This is a genomic window from Natrarchaeobaculum aegyptiacum (genome assembly GCF_002156705.1).
Classification (GTDB): Archaea; Halobacteriota; Halobacteria; order Halobacteriales; family Natrialbaceae; genus Natrarchaeobaculum; species Natrarchaeobaculum aegyptiacum.
The window spans coordinates 3,384,433-3,403,025 of the sequence record NZ_CP019893.1 but is presented as its reverse complement, the minus strand read 5'-3'; the positions used below and the strand labels follow the sequence as shown (position 1 = coordinate 3,403,025).

Here is an 18,593-nt window from a genome sequence, read left to right as displayed (position 1 = left end):
CGGTGAGAGCGTCCGTCGAGGAACGCCAGCGGCCGTCGTCTCCCGGAACGTTCACGTCGTCTCGGACGAACTCTCAGACGACTCAGCCGATGGTTGAGGGCAGTCTCCCGGGCGTCGACCGAGAACGCGAGACCGACGAGCGCATCGTCTGTCACGTCGACGCCGATTGCTTTTACGCCTCCTGCGAACGGCTCCGTGAACCCGAACTGCGGGGCGAACCCGTCGTCGTCGGGATGGGCTACGAACCCGGCGACACCATCGGTGCCGTCGCCACCGCGAGCTACGAAGCCCGCGAGTTCGGGGTCGAAAGCGCTCAGGCGATCTCGAGCGCCCTCGAGCGGCTGCCCCGTCGTGCAGCACTCTCGCGCGACGCCGACGATCACGACCCGGACCTGACACGCGAGGAGACGGGATTCTATCGCCCGGTCGACATGGACTACTACGAGTCGATCGCCAGTGAGGTTCGCGAGATCCTCCACGAGTGTGCCGACGTCGTCCGCGAGGTGAGCATCGACGAGGCGTATCTGGACGTGACCGAGCGAACCGCCTGGGAGGTCGCCGACGGATTCGCACGCCACGTCAAAGACCGGATCCGCCGCGAGGTCGGCGTCACCGTCAGCGTCGGCGTCGCTCCGACCATGAGCGCCGCCAAGATCGCGAGCGACTTCGACAAACCCGACGGCCTCACGGTCGTCCGGCCGGGCGAAATCAGGGAGTTTCTCGCCCCACTCGAGGTCGAGTTGATCCACGGCGTCGGCCCCGTAACCGCGCGGGAACTGCGGGAGATGGGCCTCGAGACGGCGGGTGACGTGGCGGTGACCGATCCAGAGCCGCTGATCGACCGCTTCGGCGAGCGTGGTCGGGAACTCTACCAGCGCGCCCGCGGGAACGACGACCGACAGGTCGAACCGAAAGGGGAACCGAAGAGCTTCTCGCGGGAATCTGCCTTCCCCGAACCCGTCTCGGAGGCAGAACCGAAGTACGACCAGATCGAGACGCTGGCGGGCGCCGTCGCCGACCGCGCCCAGCGCGAGGGTGCGCTGTACCGGACCGTCGGCGTCAAGGCCGTCACGCCGCCGTACGACGTCAACACGCGCGAACGATCACTCCCGGGTCCAGTCGACGACCCCGAACTGGTCGAGCGGATCGCTCGCGACCTCTTCGCGGAGTTCGAGTCCGAATCGGTCCGGAAAGTCGGCGTCCGCGTGGCCAACCTCGAGTTCGCGGCGGTCGATCAGGCCAGCCTCGACGGCTGGGACAGTCAACCCGCCCCGGAGCCGGACGAGTCGACGTCGCCCCCGGTGGAGGCCGGTCAGGCCAGTCTCGACGGCTGGGACGGTCAGCACGAAGCTGGCGACGCTCTCGAGTCGAACACCAACGATGCGTCGTCACAGCCTGCGACGGACGGAGACGGTGGAACGAGCCCCTCGAACGGGCAGGCGTCGTTGACTGACTTCGAGTAACTTCGAGGTCCGGTTACCCGACAGCTGATCTGCGAGCGCGAACCTGCCAGTCTGGCGGCCAAAACAATTACCAGACTCGAGTGGAGAGCCGTGGTCGAGCGACGTGTCCCGAACAGAACAACGGAGCTATAAGATTTCGGTCACAACGGTCTGGTAACCGACGGTGGACCCTGTCTATGACCGAGGACTTCTACGACCTTCTCGACATCTCGCCTGACGCCTCACAGGACGAGATCAAAGACGCCTACCGCGAGAAGGTCCGGATCTACCACCCCGATCTCAACGACGACGATCGGGCGCGCGCCCAGTTCACCGCCATCACCAAGGCGAACGAAATTCTCACGGACCCAGTCGAACGCAAGGCCTACGATCGACTCGGACACCAGACGTACGTCAGCAAACGAACCAGCGGCATCCCATCGCCAGACGTCTGGAAGCCGTCCGATGACGACTCCGAAGACGGGGGGCAAAACGACGACGACGAACCCGAAGTCGCCGAGTCAGCGACGGCAGCCTCGAGCGCCAGTTCGGCCTCACGCTCGCGTCCAGACTCGTCGTCATCGGGTGGGGGGACGGCCGCGAGCGCTTCCCCGAGTACAGGCGCGACCAGCACGTCCAGCACCACCAGCGCGGACAGTTCGACGGCCTCGACACGCTCGAAGACGTCGGACTCGCGTTCGTCGAGCGGCCGAACCCGGACCCAGTCGGGTACGGGGTCACGTTCCCGGTCTCAGTCCGGTTCGAGCAGTACGAGGTCGAGGACAGACACGTCGTCCACCTCGAGCGGAACCGCCACAGGGTCACGTTCACGAACCTCCTCTCGGTCGCGATCGTCGACGACCGGGTCGGGAGCGGCCGGGACGAGCGACGCCGCGAAGACACAGACGAACGCCTCGAGCGCAGGCTCGAAGACAACCCGAACGACCACGGCTGACGCGAGCACCGATGAAACAACCGGGACGGCGACCGGGTCGACGACTGCCGGTGCGACTGCCGGGGCGACGAACGCCGCCTCGAGCGCAACAGCCGGAGCCGCTGGCACGGGAATCGGCGCGGGAACCAACGCGACGTCGGCTGCCAGCACAGGCACCGCTGGGCCCTCGTCGACGAGTCGAGACGCGACGAGCGCCACCGCCACTGGGTCCGGGGCGGGGCCCCTCGAGACGGTCTTCGCCTGGTGGCGTCGGCGAAACGTCGCGATGCCGTTGCTCTGGTGCTCGCTGTTCGTGTACGTCCTCGGACTGGGTCACTACGCGTTCGAACACACTCACGCCCTCGGGACGCTATGGGCAGAACTGGTGGCAGCCGGGACCGAGACCAGCCAACTATGGGCTGTCCTCACGGGCGATCGACACGGGCTCACGCCTGCGACCACCTTCGCCCTCGGGTTCGACGTCCCACCGGCGCTCGGAACCGTGGCCGCGCTCGAGTGGTACGTCCTCGTCGGTGGTCTCCTCGGCGGTGCGATCGCTCTCGTCGGCCTCGGTCGCCTCGCGTGGCAGGAAACGGTCCGCGGGCCGATCACGATGGGCGAGACGGTCGTCCTCGCGATCGCACTCGCGCTGGCCGCCGGCCTGACCGGTGGTCCGCTGCTCGCCGGAACGGTCCTGCTCCCGTTCTGTTTCGGCGTCGTCGTCCACCACACCCGCCGACTTCCGGGCTGGACGCCGTCGTATCTCTACGTCCTGCCGGTCTTCGGTCCGGCGGCGGGAATCGCCCTCGGCGTTGCCGGCTCCGCCACGCTCCCGCTCGAAATTGTCGCGTTTGGCCTGCTTCCGATCGTCGGCGGACTCTGGTTGCCACTGCGGGCGACGATCAGGAAGCGATTCGGCCGGTGAATCAAACGAAATCGGATTTCACACGTCAACCGACCGTCGTCGCGACGCCTTTCGTCTGCCGATAATCCCGACCGAGGATCGCCTCGAGTCTCGAGCGGATTTTCTCCCGGTCGCCCGGCTCCCACGACGACGGGTCCCGGATCGGTACCACGAGGAATCCGCGCCCCCGGATCTCCTGTGCGTGCAGCCTCGCCATGTCGAGGTCGACTTTGTCACGCTGGGTGGTGTAGCCCTCGAGGACGTGATCGGTCGCCCGTTCGCCGACCGGCAACAGGATGTGGGCGTTGATTGCCCGAAGTTCGGCGTCGAAAAATGGCTCGAGCGCGTCGTAGGCCGCCACCGCGGGCTCGTGGCCGTTCGGCAGCGTGCACATGTGCAAGTAGCTCAGGAAGGCATTTTCGACGGTCGGCGCGTCGTCGGGCCCGGAGACGAACCCGGTCGATCGAAGGACGTCCACGACCCCGCGACCGGCATCCGTCTCGGTGAACGGGACGCCCGTTCGCTTGCCGCCGTGGACGCCGGGATGGTCGCCGATAACGTGGAAATCGGCGTTGGCGTCACCGTAGCTAAAGACCGCCTGCCGCTCGTCCGGCGGCGAGCAGTCACACGGTGGCTCGAGGTCGAACGGGTTGCTCGTTCGGTCGGTGACGGTTTTCACGGGCCGGTCGTTTGCACGCGATGGCAATAATCGGCGCGGTCGCTCGTCATCGGCTCAGGGTTCGTCGCCATCGAGCGAGGATTCGTGGGCGACCGACGACTCGACGTCACTGCCAGCGCTGCCATCGTCGTCGAATTCGGCGAACGGATCGTGGATCAGCCCGCCATCGTCCTCGGCGACGAGCGTCGCGCCGATCAGTGCCGCGAGCCCGCGCCGGAGCCGCTGTGAGACCGCCGAATCGGAGATTTCCAGCTCCTCGCCGAGTTCGACGAGCGTCGTCTCCCGCGGCACGTCGAAATAGCCGGCCTCGTAGGCGGCGATTACGAGGTCTCGCTGGCCAGCCGTCAGTCCGTATCGTCGGTTCTGCTCCGGCGTGGTCGGTTCGTAGACCTCGAGCAGTTCGACCTCGACGTCGTGTTTGGAGCATTCGACGTAGAACGTAGACAGCGCGTCGTAGTTCGAAAATCGAATGCGAAACGTCCAGCGATCGGTGCGCCCTTCCGCACTGGTGACGATGCCGTCGGCGCGGCGAATCGACTCGAGCACGCCGTTGACGCCGTCTGTCCAGCCGATGCGAACGAGGAGCGTCTCCTCGAACTCGTCGACCACGGTCGCCGCTGCCACGACCGGTATCTCCTCGAGTCGGTCGGTGATCTCGTCTGTTCCGTCCGGAACCCACAGGTAGGGGATCGGCTCGTCGGCGGTGGGAACGACCGCCTCGACCGACAGGTGGACTGCTGGATCACTCTCGAGGAGAGTCCCGAGCGGAAACGCCGACGCCGGGACGGCGACGGTCGCGACGACGCTCATCGAACGATCCCCGCAGTGGGAGTCGACGGTGGTCCTCGACCGGGGGCAACGGGACTGAGCGAACGAGGGTAGTCGTCCGGTCGTCGAGGGCAACGATACATATCGATTCTCCGTAAATACATTCACTCGAGGTTACATGAATTAGATGGTTAGCCATCGAAGGTACTTTTACGTGGGGGTGTTCGGTCGCCTCGTTGACGGAGCGAAATCGACGGGCCTGCTGTGGGGAGTTTTCCTCGCCGAGGGCGGTGTTCGATTGCCGAACCGGTACAAACGAATCGTCGACACAGTGTGGGTCAGGGCGACTGGAACCCGTCCGATCGAAGCAACGTCACGGACACTCGACCCACCGCGTCGAAATCTTTCAACCGGTAGACCAGCGAGCGAACCTGTGCAGCCTCGCCGTGACAGAACACCGCCTCGAGACACCACTCGCCGTGGTGGACGTGGCAGGTGGTGTCGATGACCGACTGAAACTCGTGTTGGATCTCGTGGAGATCCTCGATAATTTCGTCGTGGACGTAATCGAAGACGACCGTCGCGGCGACCGGGCCGCGAGCTTTCTCGAGCTGGTGATGTGACTCGACGTACTCCTGGATCGCCTCGCGAAGGGCTCGTGACCGGGACTCGAGGCCTTCTGCCTGCCAGGTCCGGTCGAACTCGGCCAGCATCTCGTCGGGAACGTTGAGGCTAGTTCGCATGCCCACTCGTTCGAGGGCCGGGAGAAAAGGTTCGACGGTCGGAGACGACTCGAGGTGGATGGGGATCGGGAACTGGGGCGCGAGGATGGGAGATGGGGGTCGATCCGACAGGGATTGGTAGATGGGGGGCTGTCCGGTGGGGTCGGAAGCTGAGCCAGTACAGAACGGTTATGAGCGAGCGCCCCATTCCTGTGATCGATGTACCAGTTCGGCCATTACGGGGCCGCACTCCTCGCGTACGCGCCGGTCGGTGGAGCCGTCGCACTCGCGGGGTACGAACAGGTCGCAGTCGTCTTCGGATTCGTCTGCCTCGCCCTGTCGACCCTCCCCGATGTCGACCACAGCCTCCCGTTGATCGACCACCGTGGGATCACACACACCGTCTTCTTCGCGCTCTTCGTCGGCGCCGGAGCGGCCGCCGTCACGGCGATTCTCGCGAACGCCTGGGGCCTGTCGCCGACAGGCCTCGTCGGCTACGCGTTCGTGGTCGGTACGCTCTCGATCGGTTCGCACATCCTCGCCGACGCGATTACGCCGATGGGCGTTCGCCCGCTCTGGCCGGTCTCGCGGTGGCACTACACGCTGAACCTGACGAACGCGGCCAACCCGATCGCGAACTACACACTCCTCGGGGTCGGCGTCGGTGCAACGAGCCTTGCGGCGGTCGTCGTCGTGACGATCGCGTGAGTCAGCGACCGCCGGACTGGCGGCGGCTGACCGCGATGGCTACGACGAACGCGAGCGCGAGCACGCCCGTGAGAACCAGGTAGAGTCGGTCGATCGTCATGCTGAAGTTCATCACCACCTGTCGACCGAAGTACGCGACTGCAAGCGCCAGCCCGGTCGTGCCGTAGGTCAGCCCGGAGAGCAGGCGCGATCCGGCGTGCCACCGAGTGACCATCGTCGCGACGATCACGGCGCCGATGAGGGTGAGCGTGACGCCGTACTGGAGAAGCTGGACCGTCGGCGAGTAGTCGGTGACGACACCGAATTCGGTCGGGCTGAGCGCGACGTGGGCGGGCAGCGTGAGGAGTCCGACGACGAACGCGCCGGTGATCGTCCGCACGGAAAACGAGCCTCGCCAGACGAGGACGGTCGCGATCACGAACATCGCGAAGATGAGGATGGCCGTCCAGAAGTGCAACGAGAGGATCTCCATCTGGTACTGGAGGACGGTCTGACCGCCGAGGTAGACCTGTATCGGTGTGAGGATCATCCCGAGGATCACGAGCGAGGCGACGCGGTCGTCGACGTCCTCGAGTCGCCACGCGGCGAGTGCGGAGCCGACGATGGCGAAGCCGGCGAACATGGCGACGAATCGGTGGATCCACTCGTAGAAACTCGGCAGGTTCGCCGGGAAGAGGTTGAACGGTCCGGCGTCACACTGGGGCCAGTTGGCCTCACAGGCCAGGCCGGAGCCGGTCGCCTTCGCGGCGACGCCGAGGAGGATCGTCGCCGCGACGAGGACCAGCGTCGTCGTGAGCAGGTGCGGAAAGCCGAACCGATCGACGAGCGAGCGATATATCGGACGGGTGTGGCTGTCGGACGACACAGTCGTTCGCCCGGGGGTTAGGACCTCCGCTATTTGAAGGTCCCGAGTCGTTCCCAACCGGTCGGAATCGTCCTCGAGACGGGTCCGCTGGCCACTGTGACTGTCTCGACACGCGACGACTTCCCCTTCGTCGCATTCAAGGTCTACCCATCCAACCAGCCGGCATGGAGAAACGTGAACGACTCGAGCGGTACCTCGAGCGAGTCGACCTCGAGTCGGTCTGGTTCGCCCGGCCCAACGCGTTCGCCTGGCTGACCGGCGGGTCGAACGTCGTCGACCGGGCAGACCCGGTGGGCGTGGCGGCAGTCGGCTACGACGGCTCCGACGTGTGCGTGCTCACGAACAACGTGGAAGCTGACCGCATCGAAAACGAAGAACTGCCGGACCTCGACGACGCGGTCGCGGTCGAGGTGTTCCCCTGGCACGAGACCTCGCTCGAGGCGGCCATCGCCGAGCGCGTCGACGGGCCCGCCGCAGCGGACATCGACGTGCCCGGCCTCGAGCGGGTCGATCCGACGCCGCTGCGGCAGCCACTGACCGCCCGCGACCGTGATCGGTACCGAGAGCTCGGTCGGGAGGTTTCCAGATCGGTCGAGGCGGTCTGTCGAGAACTGCGACCCGAGGATACCGAACGCGAGGTCGCCGCCGCCGTCCGGGTCGCCCTCTCTGCCCGCGGGATCGAGGCCCCCGTCGTTCTCGTTGGCGGGGCAGACCGCGCAGGGCAGTATCGCCACTACACACCGACGACGGCGCGACTCGGAGACTACGCACTGGTCTCGGTGACGGCGGCTCGAGCGGGCCTCCACGCGAGTTGCACCCGGACGGTCGCGTTCGATCCGCCGGCGTGGCTCGAGCGACGACACGAGGCTGCCGCCCGCGTCGAGACGACGGCGCTCGCGGCGACGCAGGCGGTCGGCACAGTCGGTGAGGGCGGCCTCTCGAGTCGGGACCGGGGAACTTCAGGGGACGTCTTCGCCGCGATTCAGGATGCCTACGACGCGGTCAGTTATCCCGGCGAGTGGGAACACCACCATCAGGGAGGTGCCGCCGGATATTCGGGCCGGGAGTGGATCGCGACTCCCGACAGTGAGCACCCCGTTGGCCTCCCGATGGCCTACGCGTGGAACCCGACCGTCGAGGGCGCAAAGAGTGAAGGAACGGTGCTCGTCACCGGGCGCGACGAGGACGGCGACGGCAACGACACGAGTGACGACCGCGCCGAAAACGGATTCGAACCGCTGACCTCCACCGGCGACTGGCCCACGATCACGGTCGAAGCGATCGGCTACGACCTCGAGCTCGAGCGACCGGCTATCCTCGAGCAGGACGGCTGACTCGAAGCGACGGCTGGTTCGTAATCGGACTCTGACCGGAAAATCGAACTGGATTCTTCCCGGCGCTACCGTCTCACTCCGACGATTCGTCTTCGTCGTCTTCGTCGTCTTCGTCGCTCTCATCGGCCGCGTCCTCACCTGCTGGCTGGACGTCGACGGAATCGTCGGGAGCATCGTCCACGGTGGAGTCGGCGTCCTCGACGGTGATCGTCACCGGTTCGACGCCGCTGTCGAGCGTCGGTTCGGGCTCGTCGCGCTCGAGCACGCGGTCGAGTGTGAAGATGGTGTTTAGCTCTTGCTGGACCTGGTCGACGACGCCGCCGACCAGGTCACTCGGCTGGATCGCCCGGTACTCGTAGGGGTTGTTTCCGGCCCCCTCACTCTCGCGTTTCGTGCGAGTGACACGGTCTTCCTCGTGGAGTTCGGCGAGGGCCTCGCGAACGGTACTCGGGTAGAGACCCGTCCCGGTGGCGACCTCCTCGGAGGTACTCCCCGGGTTCGCGAGCAAGTAGACGTAGATCTTCGCTCGCGTCTCGGTGTCGAGGATCCACGAAAGCAGGTCGACGACCCGCTGGTCGACGTCCTCGACGGGATCGTACCCTCGCTCGTCGTCGAAGACGTCACCCTCACTCGAGCCGTCGTCACCTCCCGGGCGATCGTCGCCGTCGTCTCGAACCATGTGTCTTCTCGGTTAGGAAGAAGGTTCGCTCGTGGTTAAACCTTTGTACACCGGGATACCGTTGCTACCCACTGTTCCGGATATTATCCGCCGGGAAATGGGATATTTGAGCGCAGGGAAACTCGCCACTCAGCAGTTATAGTAGCCACTGCACGTCAGTGCACACCTGATCGCCAGACGTATCGGCGATCAGTGTGAATCGTTACAGTTGTTACTATAGCCAGTCTCCGACTCGAGGTCGTAGGCGGTGTCGCCGACGAATACCTGTCCCGGCGCTGCAGCGACCATGTAGGCGTCCTCGAGTGTGTGAACCACCTCGCCCGTCGACGCGTCGATCGCAACCAGTTCGCCGCGGTCGGTTCTGGCCCAGACGATCCCGTCAGCGACCGAAAGCGAGTCCGTGACGCCACCCTCGACGCGCGTGTCCCAGCGCATCGAGCCGTCGGTCGCGTCTCGCGCGACGACCCATCCCGAGCTGTTTCCGCCGTACAGCGTCTCTCCGTCGACGTCCACGCCCGGCCCGAACTGCCGGTCAACCTCGAGGCTCCACTCGTATTCGTTGTTCGCTGGATCGTACGCGTGAATTTCGTTCCCGCGAAAGTAGAGCCGATCGCCACCCTCACCACGAACGTATCCCGGTGAAGCGACGTCGAGGGTAGTTTCCCCCCCGACGTTCCCGCCGGCCTCGAGGTCGACGCGGACGATCTCACCGCCGCCCTGTCGCCAGCCGACGACGAAGAAGCCGTCGTCGTGGTGTTCGACACCGGTCACGTATCCCAGGTCGATGTCTCTCTCCCACCGTCGCTCGCCATCCCCAGCCTCGTAGCCGCGAACGATCGTTTCGTCGGCCGACTCGTCGCTGACCGCCGCGAGTACGGCGAGATCGTCTGCGAGCGAGAGTGCCCAGCCACCGACGTTTCTATCGAGGCGAACGTCGTCGGACCAGCGTCGCTCACCCGTGTCGGTGTCGAAGGCGTGAATCACGCCGTCGTGGCCGTCACGGGCGACGGCGACGACCGTGGCGCCTCTGGCGACGACGTCGTCGTCTCTGTGGAACTCGAACCGGTACTCGGAGTCGATTTCGTCGCTGGCCCACGTCATCTCTCCGTCGGCGGCGTATCGCTCGAGTCGCGGGGCGTCGACGCCCGCAGTTCTCGAGCCAGCAACACCGAGGAACGCTCCCTCGAAGGTGACGACGTCACGGAGGTTACGTTCCCAGGCTGAAACGAGTTCGAGACACTCTGGATCGTCGATCGGGGTGCCGTCGACTTCGTCCTCGAACGCTGCGTCGGTCGTTCCGTCGCCCTCCGTGAGGCCAGCAGAGTGGTCGTCGTCTGCTTGCTCGAGCTGGAGACAGCCCGCGAGAGCCCCGACCCCGAGGGCGGCACAGAAGGAGCGTCGGTTCGTGATGATCTCGTCTCGACGGCACGATTGCGACGACCGTCGTGAGGACGATTCGTCTGTCATCTCTCATCCTCCCCGACGTCGTAGGCCGTGTAGTAGGGGTCCGGGACGAAGACGCGACCGTCCAGGGCGGAGACCCGATCGTCCCCGTCGGCCTCCGTCGACCGTCGGACGAGAACAGAGCCGTCGTCGGCGTCGAGTCCCCACAGGACACTCGTGGCGTCGTAGGCCCAGACGATTCCGCTGTCGACGATCGGCCGACCACTGAGACTGCCGTCGAGTCGCTCTTCCCAGCGGACCGTCCCCGTCTCGAGGTCGATTGCCGAGAGATAGCCGTTGGTATCAGACACGTAAGCTCTGTTGGCGACGACGGTCAGATCTCTCGAGTAGCCGTGATCCACGCTCACCTCCATCGTGCGTTCGTCGGCGACCAGATCGTACGCACCGATCGTGTCTCCGTCCTCGAAGTACAGCGTCTCGTTCTCGCGGTGAAACGCGAACCAGTTGCCGTGTTCGGCCACGAGATCGCCACTCGCGGCGTCGAGAACGCGCATTCGACCCGTCGTCGCGTAGACGTGCCCGTCGTGGACGGTGAGACTCCAGGGATCGTTCGTCGAGAAACGCGACTCCCAGACGATCTCGCGGTCGTCGAGGTCGTAGGCCCTGATCGGCGACTCCGTTTCGTCCCTGTCGAACGGCCGGGCGGCGTAGTAGAGCCTGTCGCCGACGGCATCCATCCCGTAGACGCGATCGGCGCCGGTGTCGTGACGCCACTCGAGTTCCCCGGTGTCGGCGTCGAAGACGTAGACGCAGGCCGGATACTCCTCTTCGATTCCCCAGCTCAGGTAGTGGACGAAGACGTAGTCGTCGGTGCGAGCGAAACCGCGACCGTCGTTTGGCCACTCGCTGTAGCCGTCGGGGTCGCCGCTCTGGGATTCCCAGACGACGTCGCCGTCCCACGAGACGATGGTGACGTCGCCCGAATTGCGGCCGACGAACTGGCCGTCGTCGACGAAGACCCTGTTCAGTCCGTCGACGTCCCAGGCCGGTGAGAGGTCGACCGCTTCGATGGTATCGCCCTCGTCGGATTCGTCGGAGTCTGCCTCCGGCTGTGGTTCAGTATCCGTCCCGGTCGAGTCGGTCGCCGGCTCGTCGTCGGTCGACGCCTGTCCACCGTCCCCAGCCTCCTCGAGCAACGGTTGCATACAGCCAGCGAGCCCACCGCCGATCGCGAGCGACGCCACTTGCAATGTTCGTCGCCTGCTCGAGCGTGGTCCCCGCGCAGTCATCGCTCGTATCAGGTTTCGTACCGGTCAAAAAACTGCTGGATTTCCACGACGGTTGGTCGTCGTTCCACTTTCGCCCCGGTTGCGTACACCTTTTAGCCCCGCCCTCTCTACTGGGTGGTGATGACGTCTCTCCAGTCGACGCTCGGTGAGGAGTCGGGGATCGCCGAGGAGCTGGCTGAAAACCAGCAGTCGATCTCCATCGCCGAGTTCTTCGAGAAGAACAAGCACATGCTCGGCTTCGACAGCGGTGCTCGAGGCCTGGTTACGGCCGTCAAGGAGGCCGTCGACAACGCGTTAGACGCCGCAGAAGAGGCCGGAATCCTGCCGGACGTCTACGTCGAGATCCAGGAGGCCGGGGACTACTACCGGCTGATCGTCGAGGACAACGGTCCAGGGATTACGAAGGAATCGGCCCCGAAGGTCTTCGGGAAACTCCTCTATGGCTCGCGATTCCACGTCCGCGAACAGAATCGCGGCCAGCAGGGGATCGGGATCTCCGCGGCGGTGCTTTATTCCCAGCTTACGAGCGGCAAACCCGCCAAGATCACCAGTCGAACGCAGGGTTCTTCGGACGCCCAGTACTTCGAGTTGATCGTCGACACCGACGAGAACGAACCCGAGATCAGCGTCGACCGGACCACCTCCTGGGACCGCCCACACGGCACCCGCATCGAACTCGAGATGGAAGCCAACATGCGGGCGCGCCAGCAGCTTCACGACTACATCAAGCACACGGCGGTCGTCAATCCCCACGCCCGCCTCGAGCTGCGCGAGCCCAAGGCCCACTTCAAGTTCGAGCGAGCGACCGACCAGCTCCCCGAAGAGACCGAGGAGATCCGTCCGCACCCACACGGCGTCGAACTCGGGACCGTCCTCAAGATGCTCGCGGCCACCGACTCCCACTCCGTCTCCGGCTTTCTCCAGGAGGAGTTCACCCGCGTCGGCAAGAAGACGTCCGATTCGATTATCGACGCCTTCCGCGACCGTCACTTCGGTCGCGAGATGCGCTGGCGGCCGCCGGTAGCTCAGGAGGGGCTCGACCTCCACGCCATCGTCGCCGACGCCACCGCGAACAAAGGACAGGAGGCGACCGCAGCGTTCGCCGACGCGATCACCGACGCCGTCGTCGACCGTGACCGGATCGCTCACCACGAACTCGCGGCCGTCGTCGGAGACGCTGCAGCAACCGTCGAGGCCGATCACGGAACGACCTTCGGCGACACCGTTCGCGAAAACGCCGTCGAGGCAGTCTGGCTCGCGCTGATCGACGAGCGCGAGGACGTCGACGACGCCGAGGAGTCACGCCTCGTCTCCGACCTCTACGCGCTCGTCGACGACGCCACGAGTACCCGGAAAGACGACGAGGTCCTCCACGCCTTCTCCCAGCGACTCGCCGCTACCTTCACCGACCTCGAGGACACCCGTCACCGCCTGACGCGAACCTCACTGCGCGAGAACGTCGACCGCGCGGCCGACCTCACAGAGGAGTACGACGACGTCGCGTTCGGCGACACCGCCCGCGAGAACGTCCTCGAGGCGATCTGGGGCGTCATGGCCACCGTCCCCGACGAGCCCCCACTGGTCAGGGAACTGGCCGACGACCGAGACGCAGCGAGCGACCTCGTCGACGGGATGCGTGAGACCGACATCATGGCCCCGCCGACGCGGTGTCTCTCGCCGATCACGGCGGACCTCGTCGAAGCCGGCCTCAAGAAGGAGTTCGACGCGGACTTCTTCGCGGCCGCGAGCCGCGACGCCGAGGTCCACGGCGGCGACCCGTTCGTCGTCGAGGCCGGCATCGCCTACGGCGGCGGCTTAGAGGCCGAAGGGAGCATCGACGTCCTCCGGTTCGCCAACCGGGTGCCGCTGGTCTACCAGCGCGGTGCCTGTGCGACCACCGACGTGGTGAAGTCGATCGGCTGGCGCAACTACGGACTCGACCAGCCCGGCGGGTCGGGGCTCCCGAACGGCCCCGCGGTCGTGATGGTCCACGTCGCCTCGACGAACGTCCCCTTCACGAGCGAATCGAAAGACGCTGTCGCGAACGTGCCGGCGATCGAAGACGAGATCGAACTCGCGATTCGTGAGGCCGCCCGCGAACTCAAGAGCTACCTCAACAAACGCCGGTCGATGCAACAGCGCCGGAAGAAACAGAACGTCCTCGGGAAGATCCTCCCGGAGATGGCCGAAAAGGTCGCCGAGGTTACCGGCCGCGACGAACCCGACATCGACGACGCACTCGCCCGGATCATGAACAACGTCCTCGTCGAACGGAACGTCGAGGAAAACGGCGACAGTCAGGCAGTGTCGGTCGTCGTCGAGAACAACTCGAGCACGAACGAGAGCCTCGAGATCACCGACATCGTCTCCGCCGAACCGTCTGCCCTTCCGGATGAGGCGTCGGTTATCGAGATGGACGGTGAGTGGTTCCTCACCTGGGAGCCCGAGGTCAAAAGCGGCGACGAGGCCACCCTCGAGTACGAGGTCGGGGCCGACGCGTCGTTCGACCTGAGCGTGAAAGGCGTCGAAAGCGAGAAACTCACGGTGACACAATGAGCACAGAATCAGACCAGCAGGCCCGCGAACAGTTGATCGACCTCGCCGCACAGTTTTACGACCAGTTCGAACTGGGTGAGATCCCCCACATGTCCGTGCCGACGCGGACGAAGACCAACATCGAGTACGACGAAGACGAGAAAGTATGGGTCTACGGCGACCGGACCTCGAAGCGATCCGCAAACTCCGTCCGCGGTGCCCGCAAGCTGTTGAAAGCCGTCTACACCATCGAGTTCCTCGCCGAACAGCTCGAGGAAGACCGGTCGTCGACCCTGCGTGAACTCTACTACCTTTCAGAGAGCTGGGACAACGACGAAGCCCAGTTCTCGGATCAGGACGAGTCGAACGGACTGATCGAGGACCTGGAGATCGTCTCGGGGGTAACTCGCGAGGACTTCCACATGCGGCCGGAGGAGTCCGGTGCGACGATCATGGGGCCGTTGCATCTGCGCGAGCAGACCCGTCGCGGCGAACGCGAGATCCACTGTCAGGAGGACGTCGGCGAAGGTGGCTACCAGATACCAAACAACCCCGACACGATCGAGTTCCTCGGCACGGACGCCGACTTCATCCTCGCCGTCGAGACCGGTGGGATGCGCGACCGGCTCGTCGAAAACGGCTTCGACGACGAGTACAACGCCCTGATCGTCCACCTCAAGGGCCAGCCCGCACGCGCGACTCGACGCATCACCCGCCGGCTCCACGACGAACTCGGGCTTCCCGTGACGGTCTTTACGGACGGTGACCCGTGGTCCTACCGGATCTACGGCTCCGTGGCGTACGGCTCGATCAAGTCCGCACACCTCTCCGAGTACCTCGCGACGCCCGAAGCGCAGTTCATCGGCATCCAGCCCGCCGACATCGTCGAGTACGACCTGCCGAACGACCCGCTCAGCGATTCTGACATCAACGCCCTCGAGAACGAACTCACCGACCCCCGGTTCCAGACCGACTACTGGGAAGAACAGATCGAATTGCAACTCGAGATCGAGAAGAAGTCCGAACAGCAGGCACTGGCCTCTCACGGCCTCGACTTCGTGACCGACACCTACCTGCCCGAGCGACTCGACGAGATGGGCATCATCTGACGCTACTCGAGTTGTGCCCGGTTCCCGCTCGTTTTCACCACCGTCGACGCGCTCTCGAGAGCCGATATGACCGCCCACGGTCAGGCCGATTCCGACTCGAGGTCGGTGTCGCCGGGTTCCGCGCTCGCTGTGTCTGCGCCCACGTCTGTGGCTGGGTCTGTGTCTCTGCCCGTCTCTGTGTCCGCAGGTGAGCCAGCAGCGCCGTCGTCGACCGACCCGTTCCGTGTGTTCGGCCCACTCACGTCGTGACCCGACTCGAGCGTGCCGTCCGAAACGCCCTCGGCGTTCGCACAGCCACGGCAGTAGTGGTTTCTCCCTTCGTCGGTGGTGAGTGGAAATCCCAGCACGCAGAACGACTCGCGGTAGGTGCGTTCGACGCCGGGGTCGACAGGGCTCGAGCAGGTGGTACACGGTTCTTCGGGGGCGGAGACCGCTCGTTCGTCGACCGTTCGAGCACGGCCGTTCGTCGTGACCGAGTGGCGGCGGCGCACGCGTTGCTGGATGGGTGGAAGGGCGATCACGCCGAACGTTCCGAGGAGGAAGACGAAGATGGCCAGCACGACCGAGAGGATGCCGCCGAGAACTCCCATGAGTGCGAACAATCCAGCCATTGCGAAACAGGCGATGCCGACGAACCAGCCGAGTGCGTTCCTGCCGGGGTCTGACTTCCTGGTCGTTCCTCCTCGAGACCTCGCCCGCGTGGGCTGGTCTGCTCGCAGAACGACCCGTTCGGCGTCACCGACGTACTTGTAACCCGCGTAGGCCAGGTTCGCCAGCCCACCGGTAAACCAGATCGTCAGGATGGCGATCAGAGCGTGGGTCCCCAGGTCACCCACCGTCCGCCGGACCATCACCGCGTAGTCGCCGTAATCGCCCTCGAGTTTCCAGCCCGCTTCCGTGGCCCTGGCGATCCGGTACTCGAGGACGTCGCGGTCGGTGACCGCCGACGACGAATCGGTCGAGTCCGCTTGTCGTCTCTCACCGGTACCGGCGGCAGAACGGGCGGCCGAACCAGAAGGCGAAACGGCCCTCCCGCAGGCCGAACAGTAATTGGCCCCGGGCTCGAGAGATGCTCCACAGGCTGTACAGTACCGTGGCTGGTGTCTCGAGTTCGAACCGCCGAGGCCGCCCATACTTCGGGATCGATAGCGCCCCCAGTAAGTGTTGGGGTGTTGTCGAGAAACTACTGGTCTGCATCCGGGTGCGAATCGAGGACGACCGGGACACCGCGGCTGGCGACGTCGAGGACGAACGCGTCGACGTCGACGGCGGCCACGCCGTCTGCATCGTCACCGCGTTCGCCGGCCAGATCGTAGCGGACCGGCAAGACGAGGTCCGGTCGCATCTCCCCGGCGAGGTCGGCCGCCTCGTGGCGATCCATCGTGGTCGCGCCGCCGATGGGTGCAAGGAAGAGGTCGACCTCGAGGTCGGCGTGGAACTCGAAGGGATCGGTGTCGCCGGGCCAGTACACGGTGACGCCGTCGACGGTGATACCGAACCCGCAGCCAGTGCCGTCGGGATGGTACGGCTCGCCATCCACGTCGGTGTTTGGGCCTGCCGGATCGTTGAACGCCGGTGTCGTGAAGAGGTCGAGTGGCCCGAGGACGAATCCCTCGTCGTCACGGACGCGTTCGACCTCGTAAGGGAGGTCCTCTGGCCGTTCGCTCGCGTGCTCGAGGTCGGTGACGTCCACTGCCTCGTGGACGACGACGATGGTCTCGTCGTGGGCCACCCGGCGGATCGACGCGGGGTCGTAGTGGTGGCCGTGGGAGACGACCACGAGGTCGCCGTCCCCCGGTTCGTGGCCCTCGAGGACGCCGTGACGTCCCGGTCCCGGATCGACGTAGATCACGACGCCGGTGTGACCCTCGAGGCGGACGCAGGCGTGGCCGAGCCAGTCGACGGTGAGCGCACCGAATCGGACGGTCATCGGTGGTCGTTCGCGTGGCCGGGTGGAAAATCGTTCGACTCTCGACGGGTCGGCGACGCTCGAGTGAGTCCGATCGGAGATAGTTCGCTCTTACCGAGGTAACCCTGCCGATTAATCACCATGTAACCGAAAACCATTTAAAATTTTGGCCGAGAGCCTTATTACGGCGGCGAAAGCTTTATATGAGTTCCGGTCTTACTATACGTTAGCCGAGGCGACCGGGTTTCTTCTGGTTACCCCACCCGGGAGCCCCGAGTAACCATCCCGATACACCATGAGCAACATTCGAACTTACACTAACGAGCGAGAAAGCACGGATGAACGAACGGAGGAGACGGCCCGGGCCGACGAGCGCGAGGAGTGCCCCGAGTGTGGCGGCCGACTCATCTCGGACACCGAACACGCCGAGACCGTCTGTGAGGAGTGTGGGCTCGTCGTCGAAGAGGGCGAGATCGACCGCGGTCCCGAGTGGCGCGCGTTCGACGCCGCCGAGAAAGACGAGAAGAGCCGCGTCGGTGCGCCCACCACGAACATGATGCACGACCAGGGCCTGTCGACCAACATCGGCTGGCAGGACAAAGACGCCTACGGTCGGGCGCTCTCGAGTCGGCAGCGCCAGAAGATGCAGCGGCTGCGCACCTGGAACGAGCGCTTCCGCACCCGGGACAGCAAAGAGCGTAACTTAAAGCAGGCCCTCGGTGAGATCGACCGGATGGCCAGCGCACTCGGCCTCCCCGAGAACGTCCGCGAAACCGCGTCGGTCATCTACCGGCGCGCACTCGAGGAGGACCTCCTCCCCGGGCGATCGATCGAGGGCGTCGCGACGGCCTCGCTGTACGCGTCGGCTCGACAGGCTGGCACGCCGCGCAGCCTCGACGAGATCTCGGCGGTCAGCCGCGTCGACAAGATGGAGCTGACCCGGACGTACCGGTACGTCATCCGAGAACTCGGCCTCGAGGTTCAGCCCGCCGACCCCGAGCAGTACGTCCCCCGGTTCGTCAGCGACCTCGACCTCTCGGACGAGACCGAGCGGATGGCCCGCGAACTGCTCGAGTCGGCCCGTCAGGAGGGCGTCCACAGCGGCAAGTCGCCCGTCGGTCTCGCGGCCGCAGGCGTCTACGCTGCCGCACTCCTGACCAACGAGAAGGTCACCCAGAACGACGTCAGCGAGGTGGCCAACATCTCGGAAGTCACCATCCGCAACCGGTACAAGGAGCTGCTCGAGGCCTCGAACACCGCGACGCCGGCCTAATGATGTGGCTTCGAGACGCGATCGACCTCGACGCTGACC

The 18,593-nt window shown here is 65.3% G+C and carries 17 protein-coding genes and 1 pseudogene; 8 read left to right on the top strand and 10 right to left on the bottom strand.

Annotation, left to right across the window (positions count from 1 at the left end):
• The first annotated feature begins 89 nt into the window (after positions 1-89).
• Both B1756_RS16430 and B1756_RS20290 read left to right on the top strand, forming a co-directional pair.
• Positions 90-1,463, top strand: a complete 1,374-nt coding sequence (locus tag B1756_RS16430; RefSeq protein ID WP_086889532.1) for a DNA polymerase Y family protein — start codon at positions 90-92, stop codon at positions 1,461-1,463.
• 176 nt (positions 1,464-1,639) lie between these two features.
• A pseudogene (locus tag B1756_RS20290) lies at positions 1,640-1,774 on the top strand (DnaJ domain-containing protein); the annotation flags it as partial.
• Between the two features lie 419 nt (positions 1,775-2,193).
• Here the strand turns inward: B1756_RS20290 and B1756_RS19965 are convergent.
• Positions 2,194-2,595: a hypothetical protein gene (locus B1756_RS19965; protein WP_228434646.1), complete on the bottom strand. Its 402-nt coding sequence runs from the start codon at positions 2,593-2,595 to the stop codon at positions 2,194-2,196.
• A 67-nt stretch (positions 2,596-2,662) separates the two neighbouring features.
• Here B1756_RS19965 and B1756_RS19960 point away from each other — a divergent pair, with 67 nt between their 5' ends.
• Positions 2,663-3,301 (top strand): molecular chaperone DnaJ, encoded by a 639-nt coding sequence (locus B1756_RS19960; RefSeq protein WP_228434645.1) that lies wholly within the window; start codon positions 2,663-2,665, stop codon positions 3,299-3,301.
• 25 nt (positions 3,302-3,326) lie between these two features.
• Here B1756_RS19960 and B1756_RS16420 read toward each other — a convergent pair whose 3' ends face one another.
• The 3 genes from B1756_RS16420 to B1756_RS16410 all read right to left on the bottom strand — a co-directional run bounded on the left by B1756_RS16420 (position 3,327) and on the right by B1756_RS16410 (position 5,470).
• Positions 3,327-3,959, bottom strand: coding sequence for a uracil-DNA glycosylase family protein (locus B1756_RS16420; protein WP_086889530.1), 633 nt, complete (start codon positions 3,957-3,959; stop codon positions 3,327-3,329).
• Between the two features lie 54 nt (positions 3,960-4,013).
• Positions 4,014-4,769, bottom strand: a complete 756-nt coding sequence (locus B1756_RS16415; RefSeq protein WP_086889529.1) for a helix-turn-helix domain-containing protein — start codon at positions 4,767-4,769, stop codon at positions 4,014-4,016.
• Between the two features lie 296 nt (positions 4,770-5,065).
• A complete protein-coding gene (locus B1756_RS16410) occupies positions 5,066-5,470 on the bottom strand; it encodes a CopG family ribbon-helix-helix protein (RefSeq protein ID WP_086889528.1) in 405 nt (134 codons plus the stop codon).
• 198 nt (positions 5,471-5,668) lie between these two features.
• Here B1756_RS16410 and B1756_RS16405 point away from each other — a divergent pair, with 198 nt between their 5' ends.
• A complete protein-coding gene (locus B1756_RS16405) occupies positions 5,669-6,157 on the top strand; it encodes a metal-dependent hydrolase (RefSeq protein WP_086889527.1) in 489 nt (162 codons plus the stop codon).
• Between the two features lies 1 nt (position 6,158).
• Here B1756_RS16405 and B1756_RS16400 read toward each other — a convergent pair whose 3' ends face one another.
• Complete coding sequence (locus tag B1756_RS16400; RefSeq protein ID WP_086889526.1) at positions 6,159-7,022, bottom strand: COX15/CtaA family protein; 864 nt, start codon at positions 7,020-7,022, stop codon at positions 6,159-6,161.
• 164 nt (positions 7,023-7,186) lie between these two features.
• Here B1756_RS16400 and B1756_RS16395 point away from each other — a divergent pair, with 164 nt between their 5' ends.
• Positions 7,187-8,356, top strand: a complete 1,170-nt coding sequence (locus B1756_RS16395) for a M24 family metallopeptidase (RefSeq protein WP_086889525.1) — start codon at positions 7,187-7,189, stop codon at positions 8,354-8,356.
• A gap of 73 nt (positions 8,357-8,429) precedes the next feature.
• Here the strand turns inward: B1756_RS16395 and B1756_RS16390 are convergent, their stop codons facing one another.
• The 3 genes from B1756_RS16390 to B1756_RS16380 all read right to left on the bottom strand — a co-directional run bounded on the left by B1756_RS16390 (position 8,430) and on the right by B1756_RS16380 (position 11,728).
• Entirely contained in the window at positions 8,430-9,035 is a 606-nt protein-coding gene (locus B1756_RS16390) for a helix-turn-helix domain-containing protein (protein WP_086889524.1), read from the bottom strand.
• A 189-nt stretch (positions 9,036-9,224) separates the two neighbouring features.
• Entirely contained in the window at positions 9,225-10,502 is a 1,278-nt protein-coding gene (locus tag B1756_RS16385) for an outer membrane protein assembly factor BamB family protein (protein ID WP_086889523.1), read from the bottom strand.
• Positions 10,499-11,728 (bottom strand): outer membrane protein assembly factor BamB family protein, encoded by a 1,230-nt coding sequence (locus tag B1756_RS16380; RefSeq protein WP_086889522.1) that lies wholly within the window; start codon positions 11,726-11,728, stop codon positions 10,499-10,501. The genes B1756_RS16385 and B1756_RS16380 overlap by 4 nt, the downstream gene beginning before the upstream one ends.
• Positions 11,729-11,848: 120 nt before the next feature.
• On the opposite strand from B1756_RS16380, the gene B1756_RS16375 reads away from it, so the two are divergent.
• The gene (locus B1756_RS16375) at positions 11,849-14,284 is read left to right on the top strand and encodes a DNA topoisomerase VI subunit B (protein ID WP_086890230.1); all 2,436 of its coding nucleotides are present in this window, start codon (positions 11,849-11,851) and stop codon (positions 14,282-14,284) included.
• Complete coding sequence (locus B1756_RS16370) at positions 14,281-15,372, top strand: DNA topoisomerase IV subunit A (RefSeq protein WP_086889521.1); 1,092 nt, start codon at positions 14,281-14,283, stop codon at positions 15,370-15,372. The genes B1756_RS16375 and B1756_RS16370 overlap by 4 nt, the downstream gene beginning before the upstream one ends.
• Before the next feature lie 80 nt (positions 15,373-15,452).
• Here the strand turns inward: B1756_RS16370 and B1756_RS16365 are convergent, their stop codons facing one another.
• Entirely contained in the window at positions 15,453-16,505 is a 1,053-nt protein-coding gene (locus tag B1756_RS16365; protein ID WP_086889520.1) for a DUF8108 domain-containing protein, read from the bottom strand.
• A gap of 50 nt (positions 16,506-16,555) precedes the next feature.
• Positions 16,556-17,302, bottom strand: coding sequence for an MBL fold metallo-hydrolase (locus B1756_RS16360; protein ID WP_086889519.1), 747 nt, complete (start codon positions 17,300-17,302; stop codon positions 16,556-16,558).
• Positions 17,303-17,576: 274 nt separating this feature from the next.
• Between B1756_RS16360 and B1756_RS16355 the strand changes: the two genes are divergently transcribed.
• Positions 17,577-18,554: a transcription initiation factor IIB gene (locus B1756_RS16355; protein WP_086889518.1), complete on the top strand. Its 978-nt coding sequence runs from the start codon at positions 17,577-17,579 to the stop codon at positions 18,552-18,554.
• The last annotated feature ends 39 nt before the right edge of the window (positions 18,555-18,593 follow it).